Genomic DNA, 17,246 nt, shown 5'->3' with positions numbered 1-17,246 from the left:
TCAGCCCCTTGCCTCGACGCTGTCGGCGAGGATCGCCAGCACCAATTGCTGGAAATCCAGACCCGCAGCGCGTGCGGCCATGGGCACCAGGCTGTGATCAGTCATGCCCGGTGCGGTGTTGACTTCGAGGAGCCAGAAGCGTCCGTCGGCGTCCTGCATCACGTCGGCACGGGCCCAGCCCTGGATGCCGAGGGTTTCGCAGGCGCGCGCGGTGAGCTGCTTCAGCTCCCCCTCTTTGTCCGCATCCAGGCCACAGGGGATCTGGTAGCGGGTATCACTGGCCAAGTACTTGGCGTCGTAGTCATAGAACGTGTGCGGAGTGCCGAGACGGATGGGCGGCAGCACCTCGCCGCGCAGCCAGGCGACGGTAAATTCCGGGCCGTGGATCCACTGCTCCACCAGCACCTGCGGGTCGTAGACGCCAGCATCGCGCCAGGCTTCGATCAGCGCCTCGACATTCTCCACCTTGGCCATGCCGATGCTGGAACCTTCGTGGGCCGGCTTGACGATCAGCGGGAAGCCCAGCTCGGCTGCGGCCTTGCGGCAATCTTCTTCGCTGGCCAGCACGGCATGGCGCGGCGTCGGCAAGCCGAGGCTGATCCACAGCTGCTTGGTACGCAGCTTGTCCATGGCCAGAGCGGACGCCAGGATGCCGCTGCCGGTGTAGGGAATGCCCAGGCACTCCAGCAGGCCCTGCATGCTGCCGTCTTCGCCACCACGGCCGTGGAGGATGATGAAGGCACGGTCGATCTTCTCAGCCTGCAGGCGCTGCAGCAGGTCGTCGCCAACATCGATGCCGAAGGCGTCCACACCTGCGGCCTGAAGCGCCTGCAGCACCATGGAGCCGGATTTCAGCGAAACCTCGCGCTCGGCACTCTTGCCGCCGTAGAGCACGGCAACCCGGCCGAATGCGGCCGGCTCGAGGGTGGATTTCAGTTTCGCGCTCATTTCGTCTTCCTCTTGGCGGCGTCATCGGACTGACCGCCAAACAGCGGGTTCTGAATCAATTGCGGCGCCAGCGCACCGATATCGCCGGCCCCCTGGCAAAGCAGGATGTCGCCGGCACGCAGCAGCGGCTTGACCAGGGGCGCCAGGTCAGTGCCACGCTCGATGTAGATCGGGTCCAGTTGGCCGCGCTGGCGAATGCTGTGGCAGAGCTGGCGGCTGTCAGCGCCGGGAATCGGCTCTTCGCCGGCCGGGTAGACCTCCATCAACAGCAGCACGTTGGCCTCGCTCAGCACCTGCACGAAATCGTCATAGAGATCGCGAGTACGGCTGTAACGGTGCGGCTGGTAGACCATCACCAGGCGGCGCTCCGGCCAGCCCCCCCGAACGGCCTTGATCACCGCCGCCACTTCGCGGGGGTGGTGGCCGTAGTCGTCAACCAGCATCACGCTACCGCCGTCGACTGGCAGCTCGCCGTAGACCTGGAAACGACGGCCGACGCCCTGGAAGCCCGACAAGCCCTGGACGATGGCTTCGTCGCTGATGCCTTCGTCGGTCGCGATGGCAATGGTGGCCAGGGAGTTCAGTACGTTGTGATTGCCCGGCATGTTCACCGAGACATCCAGCGGCTCACGGTCCTTGCGCAGGACAGTGAACCAGGTGCGCATGCCTTCCTGACGCACGTTGATGGCACGCACGTCGGCGTCCTCGGCGAAACCGTAGGTCACGGTCGGGCGAGCCACCTGGGGCAGGATCTCGCGAACCACGGGGTCATCCACGCACAGCACGGCCAACCCGTAGAACGGCAGGTTGTGGAGGAATTCCACGAAGGTCTTCTTCAGTTTGTTGAAGTCCCCTTCGTAGGTGCTCATGTGGTCGGCATCGATATTGGTGACCACGGCCACCATCGGCTGCAGGTGCAGGAAGCTGGCGTCGCTCTCGTCCGCCTCGGCGACCAGATAGCGGCTGGTGCCCAGCTGGGCATTGGTGCCAGCGGCGTTCAGGCGACCACCGATGACGAAGGTCGGGTCCAGGCCGCCAGCGGCGAATACCGACGCGATCAGGCTGGTGGTGGTGGTCTTGCCGTGGGTCCCGGCGACGGCGATGCCATGGCGGTAGCGCATCAGCTCAGCCAGCATCTCGGCGCGCGGCACCACCGGGATGCGGCGCTCGAGGGCGACGGCAACCTCGGGGTTGGACTGGTTGACGGCGCTGGATACCACCAGCACGTCGGCATGCTCGGCGTTCTCGGCGCGATGGCCGATGAAGATCTGGGCACCGAACTTTTCCAGGCGATCGGTCACAGCCGAGGTCTTGAGATCGGAACCCGACACCCGATAACCCAGGTTCAGCAGCACTTCGGCGATGCCGCACATGCCCACGCCGCCGATACCGACGAAGTGGATACGGCGGATGCGGCGCATCTCAGGCTGCGGCATGGCTTTCTGGCTCTCAACCACGGACCACCTCCAGGCAGATCTCAACCACGGTACGGGTGGCGGCGGGTTTGGCCAGACGGCGGGCGGTAGCACCCATGGCCTTGAGTTTCTCGGGTTGCATCAGGACCTCGGTCAGCTGAGCGGCCAGCTTGGCCGCGTCAGTGGAATGTTGCGGAAGAAGGACAGCCGCGCCCTCCTTCGCCAGGTATTCGGCATTGCGCGACTGGTGGTCGTCGATCGCATGGGGCAGCGGCACCAGGAACGAGGGCAGGCCAGCAGCGGCCAGTTCGCTCACGGTCAGGGCGCCGGCACGGCAAATGACCAGATCGGCCCAGGCGTAGGCACGAGCCATGTCCTTGATGAAGGGCGCGACCTCGGCTTCGACCGCGGCGTCGCGATAACGCTCCGCAGTGATCTCGTCATGTTTTCGGCCAGCCTGGTGGAAGACTTCCGGACGCAGGTCTGCCGGCAGTTTGGCCAGGGCCTCGGGTAGCAGCTTGTTCAGCGGCTCGGCTCCCAGGCTGCCGCCCAGCACCAGCAGGCGCGGTTTGCGGCCGCGCAGGGCATCACGCGGGGTTTCCAGGAACAGCTCCTCACGCACCGGGTTGCCGGTGGTGCGCCGTTTGTCGCTTTTCCCGAAGGTCTCGGGGAAGGCCTCGCACACGCGGCTGGCGAACGGCGCCAGGCTGCGGTTGGCGGTACCTGCCACGGCGTTCTGTTCGTGGATGATCAGGGGCACACCGGACAGCCGCGCGGCCAGGCCGCCCGGACCGGTGACGTAGCCACCCATGCCAAGCACGCAGACCGGGTTCAGTTCACGCACGATGCGGCGCGCCTGGAACAGCGACTTGAGCAGCTCGAAAGGCGCTTTGATCAGGGACTTCAGCCCCTTGCCACGCAGGCCGCTCACCTGGATGAGGTGCAGCGGCAGGCCGGCCTGGGGCACCAGCTCGTTCTCGATGCCTTTCGGCGTGCCCAGCCAATGCACCTTGAAGCCGCGTGCCTGAAACTCGCGGGCGCAGGCCAGAGCCGGGAACACGTGGCCGCCGGTGCCGCCAGCCATGATCAGCACGTTGCCGCTCATGGGCGCACCTCCTCATCAAAGAAATCGCTTTCGGCGAACTCCACTTCCTCATTGCCGAGATGGGTACGCCGCTCCCATTCGATCCGCAGGAGCAGCGCGAGGCTGACGCAGCAGATCACCAGGGAGCTGCCGCCGTAGCTGAGGAACGGCAGGGTCAGGCCCTTGGTAGGCAACAGGCCAATGTTCACGCCGATGTTGATCAGCACCTGACCAATCCAGAGGAAGGCGAGGCCGTAGGCGACATAGGCGGAGAAATACTGCCGCGCCTTCTCGGCCCAGAGGCCGATATAGAGCGCGCGCACGCTGACAAAGACGAACAGGCCCACGGTGGCCAGTGCCCCCACCATGCCCAGCTCCTCCGCCAGCACGGCGAAGACGAAGTCCGTATGGGCTTCCGGCAGGTAGAACTGCTTCTGGATGCTGTTGCCCAGGCCCACGCCGAACCATTCGCCACGGCCGAAGGCGATGAGCGCCTGGCTCAGTTGGTAGCCAGCGCCGTACTGGTCGGCCCAGGGGTCGACGAAGTTGGTCAGGCGCTGCATGCGGTAGCTCTGGTTGGTCATCACGAACACGCCCGCCGCCAGTACCGCGCCGGCCAGGGGAATGAAGCGCACCAGGTTGATGCCGCCAAGGAACAGCATGGCGATGCAGGACCCCACCAGCACCACGGTGGCGCCGAAGTCCGGTTCGGCCAGCAGCAGCAAGGCGATGGGCCCGAGCACCAGCATCGGTTTGATGAAACCGGTGAGTTTCTCGCGCACCTCGTCCTGGCGACGCACCATGTAGCCGGCAATGAACATCACGGAGAACAGCTTGGCCAGCTCGGACGGCTGCAGGTTGAACAAACCGAAGCCGATCCAGCGCTTGGCACCGTTGATTTCACGGCCGATGCCCGGCAGCACCACCAAGATCAGCAGCACGAAGGCCAGGAGCATGAGTCGCGCGCCGTGGCGCTGCCAGAACGCCATCGGCACCTGCAGGGTCAACAGCCCTGCGCCGAGGCCGATGGCCAGGTAAATCAGGTGGCGAATCATGTGGTAGAGCGGATTGCCGGACTGCGCCGCCGCAACTTCCGAGGACGCCGAGGTGATCATCACCAGGCCAAGTCCGAGCAGCGACAGGCAGCCGGCCAGCAGTGGGAAGTCGATGTCGATGCCGCGGCGGCTGCGCAGCGGCGACGGGGCGGCGAGCAGACGGGCCAGCATCAGGCGAGCCCCTCCACGGCCTGGGCGAACAAGCGCCCGCGTTCTTCGAAGTTCTTGAACATGTCCAGGCTGGCGCAGGCCGGCGACAGCAGCACGGCATCACCGGGCTGGGCCAGTTCGGCGCATCGCTGCACCGCCTCGTCCAGGGTCTTGACCCGTACCAGCGGAGCGACGTCGCCCAGGGCTTCGGCAATCAGCTCGGCATCGCGACCCAGCAACACCACGGCGCGGCAGAAACGCGCCACTGGTGTCTTCAGGCCGGAGAAATCGGCACCTTTGCCATCTCCGCCGGCAATCAGCACCAGCTTTCCGTCGATATCGGCCCCCAGACCCTCGATGGCTGCCAGTGCGGCGCCGACGTTGGTGGCCTTGGAATCGTCGTAGTAGGACACCTCACGCAGCTCACGCACCCACTGGCAGCGGTGGGCCAGGCCGGCAAAGGTCCGCAGGGTATCCAGCATGGGTTCGAACGGCAGGCCCACCGCATGGCCCAGGGCCAGGGCGGCCAAGGCATTGGACTGGTTGTGGGCGCCACGAATCTTCAGTTCGCGAACCGTCATCAGCTTGTCGAACTGGTACGCCAGGTATTTCTCGCCTTCTTCCTCGATCAGGCCGAAGGACTTGAAGTCGGGTTTGTTCAGGCCAAACGTCCAGCAGGGCAGTTGGTCGGCCACCAACGGACGCGACAGTGCGTCGCCGCGGTTGACCACAACCTGGCGGGCGCCACGGAAGATGCGGTGCTTGGCCAGGTGGTATGCCTGCATGTCGGCATAGCGATCCATGTGGTCTTCGCTGACGTTCAGCACAGTCGCCACTTCGGCGCCCAGCCGATCGGTGGTTTCCAGCTGGAAGCTGGACAGCTCCACCACATAGAGTTCGACATCATCCGCCAGCAGGTCCAGCGCCGGCGTACCGAGATTGCCACCCACGGCAACCCGCTTGCCGGCGGCCTGGGCCATCTCGCCAACCAGGGTGGTGACGGTGCTCTTGGCGTTGGAGCCGGTGATGGCGACGATCGGTGCCTTGGCGTGACGGGCGAAGAGCTCGATATCGCCGGACAGCTTCACCCCGCGCCGGGCGGCTTCCTGCAGCGCCGGTGTGGCCACAGCCAGGCCAGGGCTCACGTACAGCTCGGTGGCACGGCTGAGGAAGTCCGGGTCCAGCTCACCACAGCGCACCTCCACGTGTGGGTACCGGCTCTGGAGCGTCGCCAGCTCCGGCGGGTTCGCGCGGGTATCAGCCACGGCAAACGGAACGCCCTGGTGCGCCAGGAAGCGCACCAGGGACATGCCGCTCTTGCCGAGGCCGACAACGATGCGGAACTGGTCGGAAGCGATCAGCGTCACTCTCGGTTACCTCAATTTCAGGGTGGCGAGGCCAATGAGTACCAGGATCACGGTGATGATCCAGAACCGTACGATGACCCGGGGTTCGGGCCAGCCTTTCAGTTCGAAGTGGTGATGAATAGGGGCCATGCGGAAAACACGACGACCGGTCAGTTTGAAGGAGGCGACCTGGATCATCACCGACAGAGTTTCCATCACGAACACGCCGCCCATGATGAAGAGCACCACTTCCTGGCGCACGATCACGGCGATGGTGCCGAGGGCTGCGCCCAGGGCCAGGGCGCCCACGTCACCCATGAAGACCTGGGCCGGGTAGGTGTTGAACCAGAGGAAGCCAAGGCCCGCACCCACCAGCGCCGCACAGAACACGATCAGCTCACCGGAGCCCGGTACGTACGGAATCAGCAGGTATTCGGCGAATTTGATGTTGCCCGACAGGTAGCAGAAGATTCCCAGCGCACCGCCGACCATCACGGTGGGCATGATGGCCAGGCCGTCGAGGCCGTCAGTCAGGTTCACCGCGTTGCTGGAGCCGACGATCACGAAGTAGGTCAGCACGACGAAGCCGATACCCAGCGGGATCTCGATGTTCTTCACCAGCGGCAGGATGAGGGTCGTCTCGGCCGGGGTGCTGGCGGTCATATAGAGGAAGATCGCGGCAGCGATGCCGAACACCGATTGCCAGAAATACTTCCAGCGGCTCGGTAGGCCGCGGGAGTTCTTCTCGATCACCTTGCGGTAGTCGTCGACCCAGCCAATGGCGCCGAAGGCCAAGGTCACGGCCAGCACCACCCAGACATAGCGGTTGGACAGGTCAGCCCACAGCAGGGTGCTGATGGCGATGGCGGTCAGGATCAGCGCGCCGCCCATGGTCGGCGTGCCGGATTTCGACAGGTGCGATTGCGGGCCGTCGTTACGCACGGCCTGGCCGATCTGACGGATCTGCAGGGTACGGATCATCCAGGGACCGAGCCAGAGCGACAGCGACAGGGCTGTCAGGACGCCGAGAATCCCGCGCAGGGTCAGGTACTGGAATACGCCGAACCCTTTGTAGAACTGTTGCAGGTACTCAGCGAGCAGCAGCAGCATGATTAGTGAGCCTCCCCCGTCCCGCAGAATGCCGCGACGACTTTGTCCATCGCCGCGCTGCGGGAGCCTTTGATCAGAATTGTGGTGTTTTGGTCCTGCTCGCCGGCCAGCGCCTGGATCAGGCTGGCCTGGTCGGCGAAGTGGCGTCCCTGGGCACCGAAGGCAGCAACTGCGTGCGCCATCAGCGGACCGACGGCGTACAAGGCACTGACCTTGCCGCGCGCGTATTCGCCGACTTCACGGTGGCCCTGCTCGGCCCATTCGCCGAGTTCGCCCATATCCCCGAGCACCAGGACGGTACGGCCGGAAAAGCCGGCGAGTATATCAACGGCAGCGAGCATCGACGCGGGGTTGGCGTTGTAGCTGTCGTCGATCACGCGCATGCCGCTGGTGGCGAGCTGCGCTACGGCGCGGCCCTTGACGGGCTGCAGGTTCTCCAGGCCGGCCTTGATCCCGACCAGCGGCACGCCCAGGGCGTGTGCGGCGGCGACGGCGGCCAGGGCATTGGCGACGTTGTGCGCCCCCAACAGATTGAGCTGGATGTCCGCCTCGCCAGCCACGCCGCGAAGGCTGAAGGCCATGCAGCCGCGGGCATCACGGGTCAGGTTCTCGGCACGCAGGTCGGCACCGGTGTCGACCAGGGCAAAGCTCAGCACCTTGCGGCCGGCAGCGCGCTGGTGCCAGGTGGCAAAGGCGCGATCATCACGATTGAGGATCGCCACGCCATCGGCTGGCAGGCCCTCGAGGATCTCGCCCTTGGCCTCGACAATCTTGTCCGGCCCACCGAACTCACCCACGTGAGCGGTGCCGGCGTTGTTGATGATCGCCACCTGAGGCCGGGTCAGGCCGACGGTGTAGAGGATTTCGCCAACACGGGACGCGCCCAGCTCGATCACCGCGCTGCCGTGTTCGGCCCCCAGTTCCAGCAGGGTCAGAGGCACGCCGAGGTCGTTGTTCAGGTTGCCACGGGTGGCCAGGACGGAACCCTGAGTACGCAGGATGCTGGCGAGCATTTCCTTGACGGTGGTTTTGCCGCTGGAACCGGTCACCGCAGCAACGCGGCCGGTGAAACCGTCGCGGTTATAGGCGCCCAGGCGGCCCAGGCCCTCGCGAGTGTCGGCCACCACCAGCTGCGGGATAGGCGCACCGGCTACCTCACGCTGTACCAATGCGGCCACAGCACCTTTGGCAGCAACTTCTGCCAGGTAGTCATGACCATCGAAACGCGGGCCCACCAGGGCAACGAACAATTGCCCGGGCTCGATCTTGCGGCTGTCGCTGGAAACCCCACTGAAGGCGACATCCGCGCCCACCAGTTCGGCCTGCAGCGGTCCGAGGAGTTCGGACAGGCGGTAGTGCTTAAGCATTCGGCACCTCCCACGCGTCCAGCGCCTTCGCGGCTTCATCCAGATCGGAGAAGGGATGACGCACACCGGCGATTTCCTGGTAGTCCTCGTGCCCCTTGCCGGCCAGCAGGACGACGTCATCCACGCCGGCGCCGCCGATCAGTTGGGCGATCGCCTGGCCACGGCCAGCGACGAACAGCACCTTGTCCGCATCGGCGAAGCCGGGACGGATGTCTGCGAAGATCTGCGCGGGGTCCTCAGTGCGGGGGTTGTCGTCAGTGACCAGCACGCTGTCGGCCAGGCGCTCGGCCATGGCAGCCATCAGCGGGCGCTTGCCGCGATCGCGGTCGCCACCGCAGCCGAACAGGCAGAGCAGGCGCCCGCGCACATGGGGACGCAGGGCCTGCAGCACTTTTTCCAGGGCGTCCGGGGTATGGGCGTAATCCACCACCACCAGGGGCTTCTCGCCGCCACCCAGGCGCTGCATGCGACCGACCGGCCCCTGCAGGGACGGCAGCACGTGCAGCACTTCGTCCAGCGGGTAATCCATGGCCAGCAGCGAGCCGACCACGGCCAGCAGGTTGCTCAGGTTGAAGCGGCCCAGCAGCGGGCTGCGCAGCAGGCCCTCGCCCTGGGGGGTGACCAGTTGGGCACGCACACCATGGTCGTCGAACGTAGCCTTGCGGCAATAAAGGAAGGCGTTGGCATCTTCCAGGCTGTAGGTGAACAACCGCGACTCGTGCTGCTCGGAGGCCAGATGGCGCCCGAACTCGTCGTCAAGGTTGATCACCCGCGCACGCAGGTTCGGCCAGGCGAACAGGCGAGCCTTGGCAGCGGCGTAAGCCTCCATGGAGCCGTGGTAATCCAGATGGTCGCGGGACAGGTTGGTGAATGCCGCCACGTCGAAATCCAGTGCGGCCACGCGGCCCTGCTCCAGGCCGTGGGAGGAAACCTCCATGGCCACGGCGCGGGCGCCCGCCTGCTTCAAGCCGGCCAGGGTAGCCTGCACAGCCAGGGGATCAGGCGTGGTGTGACGACCGCTTTCCAGTTCGCCGTAGAAGCCGGTACCCAGGGTGCCAACGATGCCGCAGCGCTCGCCGAGCTGGTCCAGGGCCTGGGCCACAAGTTGGCTCACGCTGGTCTTGCCGTTGGTACCGGTAACGCCCACCAGGCGCAGAGCACGGCTCGGCTCGCCATAGAAGCGGCCGGCGATGGCCGACAGCTGAGCGGCAAGGCCTTTGATTGCGATCAGCTCGGCGCCGGCGATTTCAGCGACTTGCGCACCAGCGGCCTCGTAGGCCACGGCGACAGCGCCACGGGCGACAGCGTCGGCGATATGGGCACGGCCGTCGTGCTGCGCACCGGGCACGGCCAGAAACAGATCACCCGGACGCACCTTGCGGCTGTCCAGGGTCAGTTCGCGAATCAGGGTGGCGCCTTGCGCCTGGGGCAGTAATTGGTTCAGTGGCATGGGCATCAGATCCGCCCTCCTTTGCCGGTGGCCGCGTTCGCGGTCTGTTGTTCCTCGGTGGGCAGGTTGTCCGGCGCGATGTTCATCAGCCGCAGTGCGCCGGCCATGACCTTGCCGAAGACCGGGGCCGAGACCAGGCCGCCGAAGTAGCCCGCCTTGCTGGGTTCATCGATCACCACCACCATCGCGATGCGCGGGTTGGAGGAAGGGGCGAAGCCGGCGAACAGCGAGCGGTAGGCGTTCTGGGTGTAGCCCTTGGTTCCTACGCTGGCTTTACGCGCGGTGCCACTCTTGCCGGACACGTGGTAGCCCGGCACCTGGGCACGGAATACACCGCGCGGCGCCTCGACCACCTGCTGGAGCATGCCCTGCATGGTCTTGGCCACGTTTTCCGGGATGGCTTGGGCGCCATCGGGGACGCTGTCCACGCGGATCATCGACAGCGGTACAGCCTGGCCATTGTTGGCCAGGGTGGCGTAGGCGTGGACAAGCTGGATGGCGGTGGTCGACAGGCCATAGCCATAGGACAGGGTGGCCGTTTCAGCTTTGCGCCACTCACGGTGGTTAGGCAGGTTGCCGACGCGCTCGCCCGGGAAGCCGAGGCCGGTATCCTGGCCCAGGCCGAGCTTGCGCATGGTGTCGTAAATCGTCTCGCCACCGATATCGAAGGCGATCTTGCTCATGCCGACGTTACTGGAATTGATCAGGATTCCAGTCAGGTCGAGGATCGGTCCTTCAGTCTTGGACACGTCCTTGATGGTGTAACGACCGATCTGCAGGGAGCCGGGGTACACCTCGACCTTGTCCTCGGGCTTCCAGCGGCCGGTCTCCAGCGCAGCAGCCATGGAAATCGGCTTGACTGTCGAACCTGGCTCGAACACGTCGATCATCGCGCGGTTGCGCATGGCAGCCGGTTGCAGATTGCGGCGATTGTTCGGGTTGTAGGTGGGCTGGTTGGCCATTGCCAGCACTTCACCGGTCTTCACATCGACGATCACCAGGCTGCCGGCCTTGGCGCCGTTCTCTACCAGGGCGTTGCGCAGCTCCCGATGGGCCAGGTATTGAAGGCGCAGATCGATGGACAGGGCCAGGGCCTTGCCGGGCTTGGCATTGCGGGCAACCTGGACGTCCTTGATCAGCCGACCGCGGCGATCCTTGAGGACCTGCCGCTTGCCGGGGACGCCGGCCAGCCACTCCTCGAAGGACAGCTCGACACCTTCGCGACCATGATCATCGACGTCGGTGAAGCCCACCACATGGGCGGTCACTTCACCAGCGGGATAGAAACGGCGAAATTCCTCGATGGCGTACACGCCGGGCACTTTGTTGTCGAGGATGGCCTGGCCCTGTTCCGGGGTGAGGCCGCGCATCAGGTACATGAACTCGCGGTTGGCGTTCTGCTCGATGCGCTGGGCGAAGGCCTTGGGGTCCTGTCCCAGCGCCTGAGCGATACGCGGCCACTGGTCACGAAGCGCCATCAGGTCCTTGGGGTTGGTCCAGAGGGTGGTGACCGGGGTACTGACGGCAAGGGGCTCGCCGTTGCGGTCGGTGATCAGTCCACGATGGGCGGGGATCGGGATATGGCGCACGCTGCGCGCATCGCCATGGGCCTGGAGGAAATCATGGTCGATCACATGCAGATCGACGATGCGCCAGGAAATGGCGCCGACCATGAGCGCGAGCAAGCCCAGCACAATGCGGAAGCGCCACGGATAGAGAGCGCCTTCGAGCTTCATCATGGCGCCACCATCCGCACTTCAGCCGGATCAGGGATGCGCATCTTGAGCTGCTCGCTGGCCAGGGACTCGATGCGGTTGTGGGCGGTCCAGGTGCTCTGCTCGAGGATCAGGCGCCCCCATTCGGCCTGGGCCTTGTCACGCACGCTGAGTTCCGCATAGAGCTCGTTGAGCAGTTTGCGATTCCAGTGAGCGCTGTAGGACACCGCGATGGCGGACAGCAGCACGCCGATGAACATCAGCAGCATCACCAGGCTGCCGCCGGGTAGGGGCTTGGCGTAGAGGCGGCTCATCTGAGCTTCTCCGCCACGCGCATGACCGCGCTGCGGGAGCGCGGGTTGGCTTTCAGTTCTTCCTCGGAGGCGTACTGCGGCTTGCCCAGCAGTTTCAGGCGTGGCTCGAAGGCGGCCTGGCGAACCGGGAGGTCGCGAGGCAGTTTGTCGGCTTCACCCTTGGCATGCTTGCGCATGAACTGCTTGACGATGCGGTCTTCCAGGGAATGGAAGCTGATCACAACCAGGCGGCCGCCGACGGCGAGGGCCTCGAGCGCGGCATCCAGCCCCTGCTCCAGGTCACCCAGCTCGTTGTTGACGTGAATGCGAATGCCTTGGAACGCGCGGGTCGCAGGGTTCTTGCCCTTTTCCCAGGCCGGGTTCGCGGCGGCGAGCACAGCAGCCAGGTCAGCAGTGCGCTCGAAAGGTTTCTCGGTACGGCGCTGTACCACTGCGCGCGCCATGCGCTTGGCGAAACGCTCTTCGCCGTAATCCTTGAATACACGGGCGATCTCGTCCTCGCTGGCGGTGGCGATCCACTGCGCGGCACTCTGGCCGCGATCGGGATTCATGCGCATGTCCAGTGGGCCGTCATTGAGGAAGCTGAAGCCACGCTCCGGGTCGTCCAGTTGCGGCGAAGACACGCCAAGGTCCAGCAGGACGCCGTCCACCTTGCCGTCCAGGCCAAGTGCGTGCACCTCTTCGCCAAGCTCGGCAAAGCTCCGCTGCACAATGACAAAGCGGCCGTCATCGGCCGCCAGAGCTTGCCCCGCCGCAATCGCTTGCGGGTCTTTATCGAATCCCAGCAAGCGCCCACCCGGCCCGAGCCGCTCCAGAATGAGGCGGCTATGCCCACCTCGCCCGAAGGTTCCGTCCAGGTAGCAGCCATCCGTGCGCAGGGCGAGCCCATCCACAGCCTCTTCGAGCAGTACGGTGATATGGCGGAAGCTGCTGGTTGCGCTCACAGGATTAGGTCACGTAGTTCATCCGGCAGACCGCCGGGTTGTTTGATTGCCATGAGATCTGCCTCGGAAATCGCGTTCCAGGCATCCTCATCCCACAGTTGAAATTTGTTCAGTTGGCCGACCAGCATCGCCCGCTTGTCCAGCCTGGCGTGCTCGCGCAGGCGCGGCGGGACCAGGAATCGCCCGGCGCTGTCCAGCTCCAGGTCAACGGCATTACCGATCAGCAGACGTTGCAGGCGGCGCGTTTCTTCGCGCAGGGAAGGCAGCTCACGCAGCTTGGCCTCGATGAGCTCCCATTCAGGCAGGGGATAGACAGTCAGACAGGGATCGACGGCGTCGATGGTAACGATGAGCTGTCCGCCACAACGCGACATGAGCTCGTCACGATACCGGCTAGGCATCGCGAGTCGCCCCTTCGTGTCGAGACTGATGGCGTTAGCTCCGCGAAACAAGGCTGCGCTTCCCCTTTGATTGGCTTTCCGTGCCAGTAATTCCCACTTCTACCCACTTCGCTCCACTTCCGCACACTATAGAAATGCGCCAGCCCCACCGTCAAGGCGGGCAAAAGCGGAAAATTCCTTACAGGACGGCAATTTAGCGAGGGCCAGGCGGGGTTTTGGACGGTTTTTCCGAGCCAAAGGAGGAACAAAATCCAACACTTACAGGAGGCTGAACCTGGAACTTAAAGTAAATTGTTAAGAGTAAGATCTTTTCGGTATTTCGACGGAGGGGAATAGAGCGAGGCAAAACTAAAGAAGGGAAAAGAGAAGCAGAGAGTCGATCTGTAAGCCGGGTTCTGTCGAGGACAGTCATTCATCTACGGCTGCCATCACTGACAGCCTTTAGCAACCTACCCGAATCCGACGCGGGCCACGCCATGGATTCCTATTTGGTCTTGCTCCGAGTGGGGTTTGCCTAGCCACGAACTGTTGCCAGTCGTGCGGTGCGCTCTTACCGCACCTTTTCACCCTTACCGGCGCTTGCGCGCTTAGGCGGTTATTTTCTGTGGCACTTTCCGTAGGCTTGCGCCTCCCAGGCGTTACCTGGCACTCCGCCCTGTGGAGCCCGGACTTTCCTCCCTCCCATACCGTTGAACGATATGAGACAGCGACTGTCCGATCGACTCTCCGCCGCCAAGGTTAACGGCAGCGGCCTTCAAGAACAAGCTCAGGAATCACCCTGCCGCTCGAGAGCGGCCTGATAGAGCAGATTCTTGCGAACACCGGTGATCTCGGCTGCCAACGCTGCCGCGCGCTTGACCGGCAGTTCGCCCAGCAACAGATCGAGCACCCGCAGCGCTTCAGCGCTCAGAGCACCTTCGCCTTCCGGCGCCTGCCAGCCCCCCACCAGCACCACACACTCACCACGCTGCTGGTTGGAGTCAGCCGCCACCCAACCACACAACTCGTCCAGAGGAGCGCCCTTCAGAGTCTCGAATGTCTTGGTCAGCTCCCGCGCCAACAGCGCCGGGCGATCTCCACCAAAGACATTGCGCATATCCTCCAGGGACTCCAGCAAGCGGTGAGGTGCCTCGTAGAAGATGAGCGTGCGGGGCTCTTCCTTTATCTCTTCCAGTCGACCACGCCGGGCGTTGGCCTTGGCTGGCAGGAAACCTTCGAAGATGAAGCGATCCGACGGCAGGCCGGCAGCCGACAGGGCCGCGATAAGTGCACAGGCCCCCGGCACCGGCACCACAGCGATACCTGCCGCGCGCGCCTGCCGCACCAGATGGAACCCGGGGTCGGAAATCAGCGGCGTGCCCGCGTCGGATATCAGCGCCACGTCCTCCCCCGCCTGTAACCGAGCCAGGAAGCGCCCACCCTGGTCACGTTCGTTGTGCTCGTGACAGGCAGCCAGAGGCGTATCGATGCCGAAATGTTGCAGCAGGCGAACGGAATGCCGAGTGTCCTCAGCCGCAATCAGGGTCACCTCGCGCAACACCCGCAAGGCCCTGGCGCTGATGTCGTCCAGGTTACCGATGGGCGTTGCGACTACATAGAGGGTGCCGAAAACGCTGCCAGCGGCGGAGGAATGAGTCACAAGGCACCTCGGAAAATACTGAAAGCGCGCATTGTATCCCTATTCGCCGGCCCGACATCGCGCCTCAACCGGGGCTTGGGTACAATTGCGCCTTTCTTTCACGAGTATCGGGACCGATAAATGATCGCTTGCCTGCGTCCGCTCTCCGCCCTCTGCCTCGCCGGCCTGCTGGCTGCCTGCGCCAGCTCGCCCTCGTCCAGCCTTGGCGAACTGCCCCGCACACCCCAGGCCAGCATCGAGCAACTGCTGCAGCAAGCCAGCACAGCGGAGCCGGAAGAAGCCGCACTGCTGCGCCTCTCCGCCGCGGACCTCGCCTACCAGCAGCAGGACATCGGCCGCTCGGCGCGAATCCTGGAGCAGATTCCGCTGGACGGCCTGAAACCCGCCCAACAAATTTTTGCCAGCACGCTCGCCGCCGAACTCGCCATGGCTCGCAACCAGCCCAAGAGCGCCCTGAAAGCCTTGAGCCACCCGAGCCTTGAGCACCTGGCGGAGCTGCCGGTGGAGCAGCAGGTCCGCACCCAACTGGTCCGCGCGCGCGCCCAGGAGGCTGACGGCCAGACCCTTGCCGCCGCCCGTGAACGTGTCTTTATTGCGCCGCTGCTGAGTGGCGAAGCCGCGAATGCCAACCACGAAGCCATCTGGACGCTGGTTTCCAGCCTGCCGGTGGACCAACTGCAAGGTGCCGCTGACAAGGATCTGGCTGGCTGGCTGCAGCTGGCGCGCCTGACCAAGACCTCCTCCACCCTGGAGCAGCAGCAAGCAGCGATCGACAACTGGCGTGCGCAGAATCCGGATCACCCAGCCGCCAAGCAACTGCCCCAACCCCTGACCAAACTGAAGGAGCTCGCAGGCCAGCCGCTGACCAAGATCGCCCTGCTGTTGCCTCAGGAAGGCCAGTTGGCGTCGGTCGCCCGCGCCCTGCGTGACGGTTTCCTGGCTGCCCATTACCAGGCCAAGCAGTCCGGCCAACCGCAGCCGACCATCGAGCTCTACGACAGCTCGAAACTGACCTCGATCGACGACTTCTACCGCCAGGCGCAGGCCGATGGCGTTCAACTGGTGGTCGGCCCACTGGAAAAACCGCTCGTGAAGCAGCTCAGCGCCCGCGAGCAACTGCCCATCACCACCCTGGCCCTGAACTACAGCGACTCCGGCCAGGAAGCCCCAGCCCAGCTTTTCCAGTTCGGCCTCGCCGCCGAGGATGAAGCCCGCGAAGTAGCCCGTCGCGCCTGGGCCGACGGCATGCGCAGCGCCGTTGCCCTTGTTCCTCGTGGCGATTGGGGTGATCGCGTCCTCCGTGCATTCCAGCAGAGCTGGCAAGCAGAAGGCGGCCGCCTGATCGCTGCCGAACATGTCGACCAGCCGGTCGCCCTGGCCCAGCAGATCGCCGACCTCTTCCAGCTCCGCGAAAGCGAGGCCCGCGCCAAGCGCCTGCAGAACACCCTGGGCGTTCCGGTGACTGCGCAACCCGCACGCCGCCAGGATGTGGATTTCATCTTCCTGGCCGCCACTCCGCAGCAGGCCCAGCAGATCAAGCCGACCCTGGCCTTCCAGTACGCAGGGGACGTGCCGGTCTACGCCACTTCCCACCTCTATTCCGCGAGCAACGACCCGTCCCAGTACCAGGACCTGAACGGCATCCGCTTCTGCGAAACCCCCTGGCTGCTGAACAGCAACGACCCGATTCGCCAGCAGGTAGGCAGCCAGTGGCCGCAGGCAGCCGGCAGCCTCGGCCGCCTCTACGCCATGGGCGCCGATGCCTACCGCCTGGCACCGCGCCTGAATCAGTTGAAGGCCCTGCCGGAATCCCAGGTGGATGGACTGTCTGGCCGCTTGAGCCTCAGCCCCGCGCGCCGCGTCGAGCGCCAACTGCCCTGGGCGGAGTTCCGCGACGGCCAGGTCCAGCAACTGAAAGACAGCGACTCTTGACCGACCGACGTGCTCGCGGGCAGGCGGCCGAAGCCCTTGCCCGCGCCCACCTCGAAGCAAATGGGCTGCGTTTGTTGTCCCAGAACTGGCTGTGTCGGCGCGGCGAGCTCGATCTGGTCATGCTTGACGGCGATACAGTAGTATTCGCCGAAGTCCGCTACCGGCGTCACGCCGGCTGGGGAGGCGCAGTCGAGAGCGTCGATGCCCGCAAGCGAGAAAAACTGGCATACGCCGCCCAGCAGTTCCTCCAACAGGAATCCCGCTGGGCAAAATACCCTTGTCGATTTGATGTGATTGCCGTCGATGCAATGGACGGTGATTCACCCCCGCGACTGACCTGGCTGAAGAACGCTTTCGACACCTGATCGGTCGCCCC

Annotated in this window: 15 protein-coding genes and 1 other RNA gene; 2 read left to right on the top strand and 14 right to left on the bottom strand. The window is 64.8% G+C overall.

Features of this window, described 5'->3' with window-relative positions; translation table 11 throughout:
- The 14 genes from TQ98_RS04340 to rsmI form a co-directional block, all read right to left on the bottom strand.
- Nucleotides 1–948 carry a D-alanine--D-alanine ligase gene (locus TQ98_RS04340; protein WP_044872045.1) on the bottom strand — a complete coding sequence of 316 codons (948 nt, stop codon included), beginning with the start codon at nt 946–948 and terminating at the stop codon, nt 1–3.
- On the bottom strand, nt 945–2,384 hold the full coding sequence (gene murC, locus TQ98_RS04335; protein ID WP_177410207.1) for a UDP-N-acetylmuramate--L-alanine ligase: 1,440 nt from the start codon (nt 2,382–2,384) through the stop codon (nt 945–947). Before murC ends, TQ98_RS04340 begins: the two co-directional genes overlap by 4 nt.
- Before the next feature lie 13 nt (nt 2,385–2,397).
- Nucleotides 2,398–3,468, bottom strand: a complete 1,071-nt coding sequence (murG, locus tag TQ98_RS04330) for an undecaprenyldiphospho-muramoylpentapeptide beta-N-acetylglucosaminyltransferase (RefSeq protein WP_044872047.1) — start codon at nt 3,466–3,468, stop codon at nt 2,398–2,400.
- Nucleotides 3,465–4,673 (bottom strand): putative lipid II flippase FtsW, encoded by a 1,209-nt coding sequence (ftsW, locus tag TQ98_RS04325; RefSeq protein WP_044872048.1) that lies wholly within the window; start codon nt 4,671–4,673, stop codon nt 3,465–3,467. The genes murG and ftsW overlap by 4 nt, the downstream gene beginning before the upstream one ends.
- Entirely contained in the window at nt 4,673–6,019 is a 1,347-nt protein-coding gene (murD, locus tag TQ98_RS04320) for a UDP-N-acetylmuramoyl-L-alanine--D-glutamate ligase (protein ID WP_044872049.1), read from the bottom strand. Before murD ends, ftsW begins: the two co-directional genes overlap by 1 nt.
- A 6-nt stretch (nt 6,020–6,025) precedes the next feature.
- Entirely contained in the window at nt 6,026–7,108 is a 1,083-nt protein-coding gene (gene mraY, locus TQ98_RS04315) for a phospho-N-acetylmuramoyl-pentapeptide-transferase (RefSeq protein WP_044872050.1), read from the bottom strand.
- A gap of 2 nt (nt 7,109–7,110) precedes the next feature.
- Nucleotides 7,111–8,475, bottom strand: a complete 1,365-nt coding sequence (murF, locus tag TQ98_RS04310; protein ID WP_044872051.1) for a UDP-N-acetylmuramoyl-tripeptide--D-alanyl-D-alanine ligase — start codon at nt 8,473–8,475, stop codon at nt 7,111–7,113.
- Nucleotides 8,468–9,931, bottom strand: a complete 1,464-nt coding sequence (gene murE, locus TQ98_RS04305) for a UDP-N-acetylmuramoyl-L-alanyl-D-glutamate--2,6-diaminopimelate ligase (RefSeq protein WP_044872052.1) — start codon at nt 9,929–9,931, stop codon at nt 8,468–8,470. The genes murF and murE overlap by 8 nt, the downstream gene beginning before the upstream one ends.
- The gene (locus TQ98_RS04300; protein ID WP_177410206.1) at nt 9,931–11,661 is read right to left on the bottom strand and encodes a penicillin-binding protein 2; all 1,731 of its coding nucleotides are present in this window, start codon (nt 11,659–11,661) and stop codon (nt 9,931–9,933) included. The genes murE and TQ98_RS04300 overlap by 1 nt, the downstream gene beginning before the upstream one ends.
- Complete coding sequence (gene ftsL / locus TQ98_RS04295) at nt 11,661–11,954, bottom strand: cell division protein FtsL (protein WP_044872054.1); 294 nt, start codon at nt 11,952–11,954, stop codon at nt 11,661–11,663. Before ftsL ends, TQ98_RS04300 begins: the two co-directional genes overlap by 1 nt.
- The gene (gene rsmH, locus TQ98_RS04290) at nt 11,951–12,898 is read right to left on the bottom strand and encodes a 16S rRNA (cytosine(1402)-N(4))-methyltransferase RsmH (protein WP_044872055.1); all 948 of its coding nucleotides are present in this window, start codon (nt 12,896–12,898) and stop codon (nt 11,951–11,953) included. The genes ftsL and rsmH overlap by 4 nt, the downstream gene beginning before the upstream one ends.
- Nucleotides 12,895–13,350: a division/cell wall cluster transcriptional repressor MraZ gene (gene mraZ / locus TQ98_RS04285; protein ID WP_044872056.1), complete on the bottom strand. Its 456-nt coding sequence runs from the start codon at nt 13,348–13,350 to the stop codon at nt 12,895–12,897. The genes rsmH and mraZ overlap by 4 nt, the downstream gene beginning before the upstream one ends.
- Nucleotides 13,351–13,667: 317 nt before the next feature.
- Nucleotides 13,668–14,025, bottom strand: an RNA gene (gene rnpB / locus TQ98_RS04280) — RNase P RNA component class A.
- A 40-nt stretch (nt 14,026–14,065) separates the two neighbouring features.
- Nucleotides 14,066–14,938 carry a 16S rRNA (cytidine(1402)-2'-O)-methyltransferase gene (gene rsmI, locus TQ98_RS04275; protein ID WP_044872057.1) on the bottom strand — a complete coding sequence of 291 codons (873 nt, stop codon included), beginning with the start codon at nt 14,936–14,938 and terminating at the stop codon, nt 14,066–14,068.
- A 120-nt stretch (nt 14,939–15,058) separates the two neighbouring features.
- On the opposite strand from rsmI, the gene TQ98_RS04270 reads away from it, so the two are divergent.
- Nucleotides 15,059–16,870, top strand: coding sequence for a penicillin-binding protein activator (locus TQ98_RS04270; protein ID WP_044872058.1), 1,812 nt, complete (start codon nt 15,059–15,061; stop codon nt 16,868–16,870).
- Entirely contained in the window at nt 16,867–17,235 is a 369-nt protein-coding gene (locus TQ98_RS04265) for a YraN family protein (protein ID WP_044872059.1), read from the top strand. Before TQ98_RS04270 ends, TQ98_RS04265 begins: the two co-directional genes overlap by 4 nt.
- Nucleotides 17,236–17,246: the final 11 nt, after the last annotated feature.

The organism is Pseudomonas sp. LFM046 (genome assembly GCF_000949385.2).
Classification (GTDB): domain Bacteria; phylum Pseudomonadota; class Gammaproteobacteria; order Pseudomonadales; family Pseudomonadaceae; genus Metapseudomonas.
The sequence above is the reverse complement of the archived record's forward strand: the minus strand, read 5'-3'. Positions and strand labels throughout refer to the sequence as shown.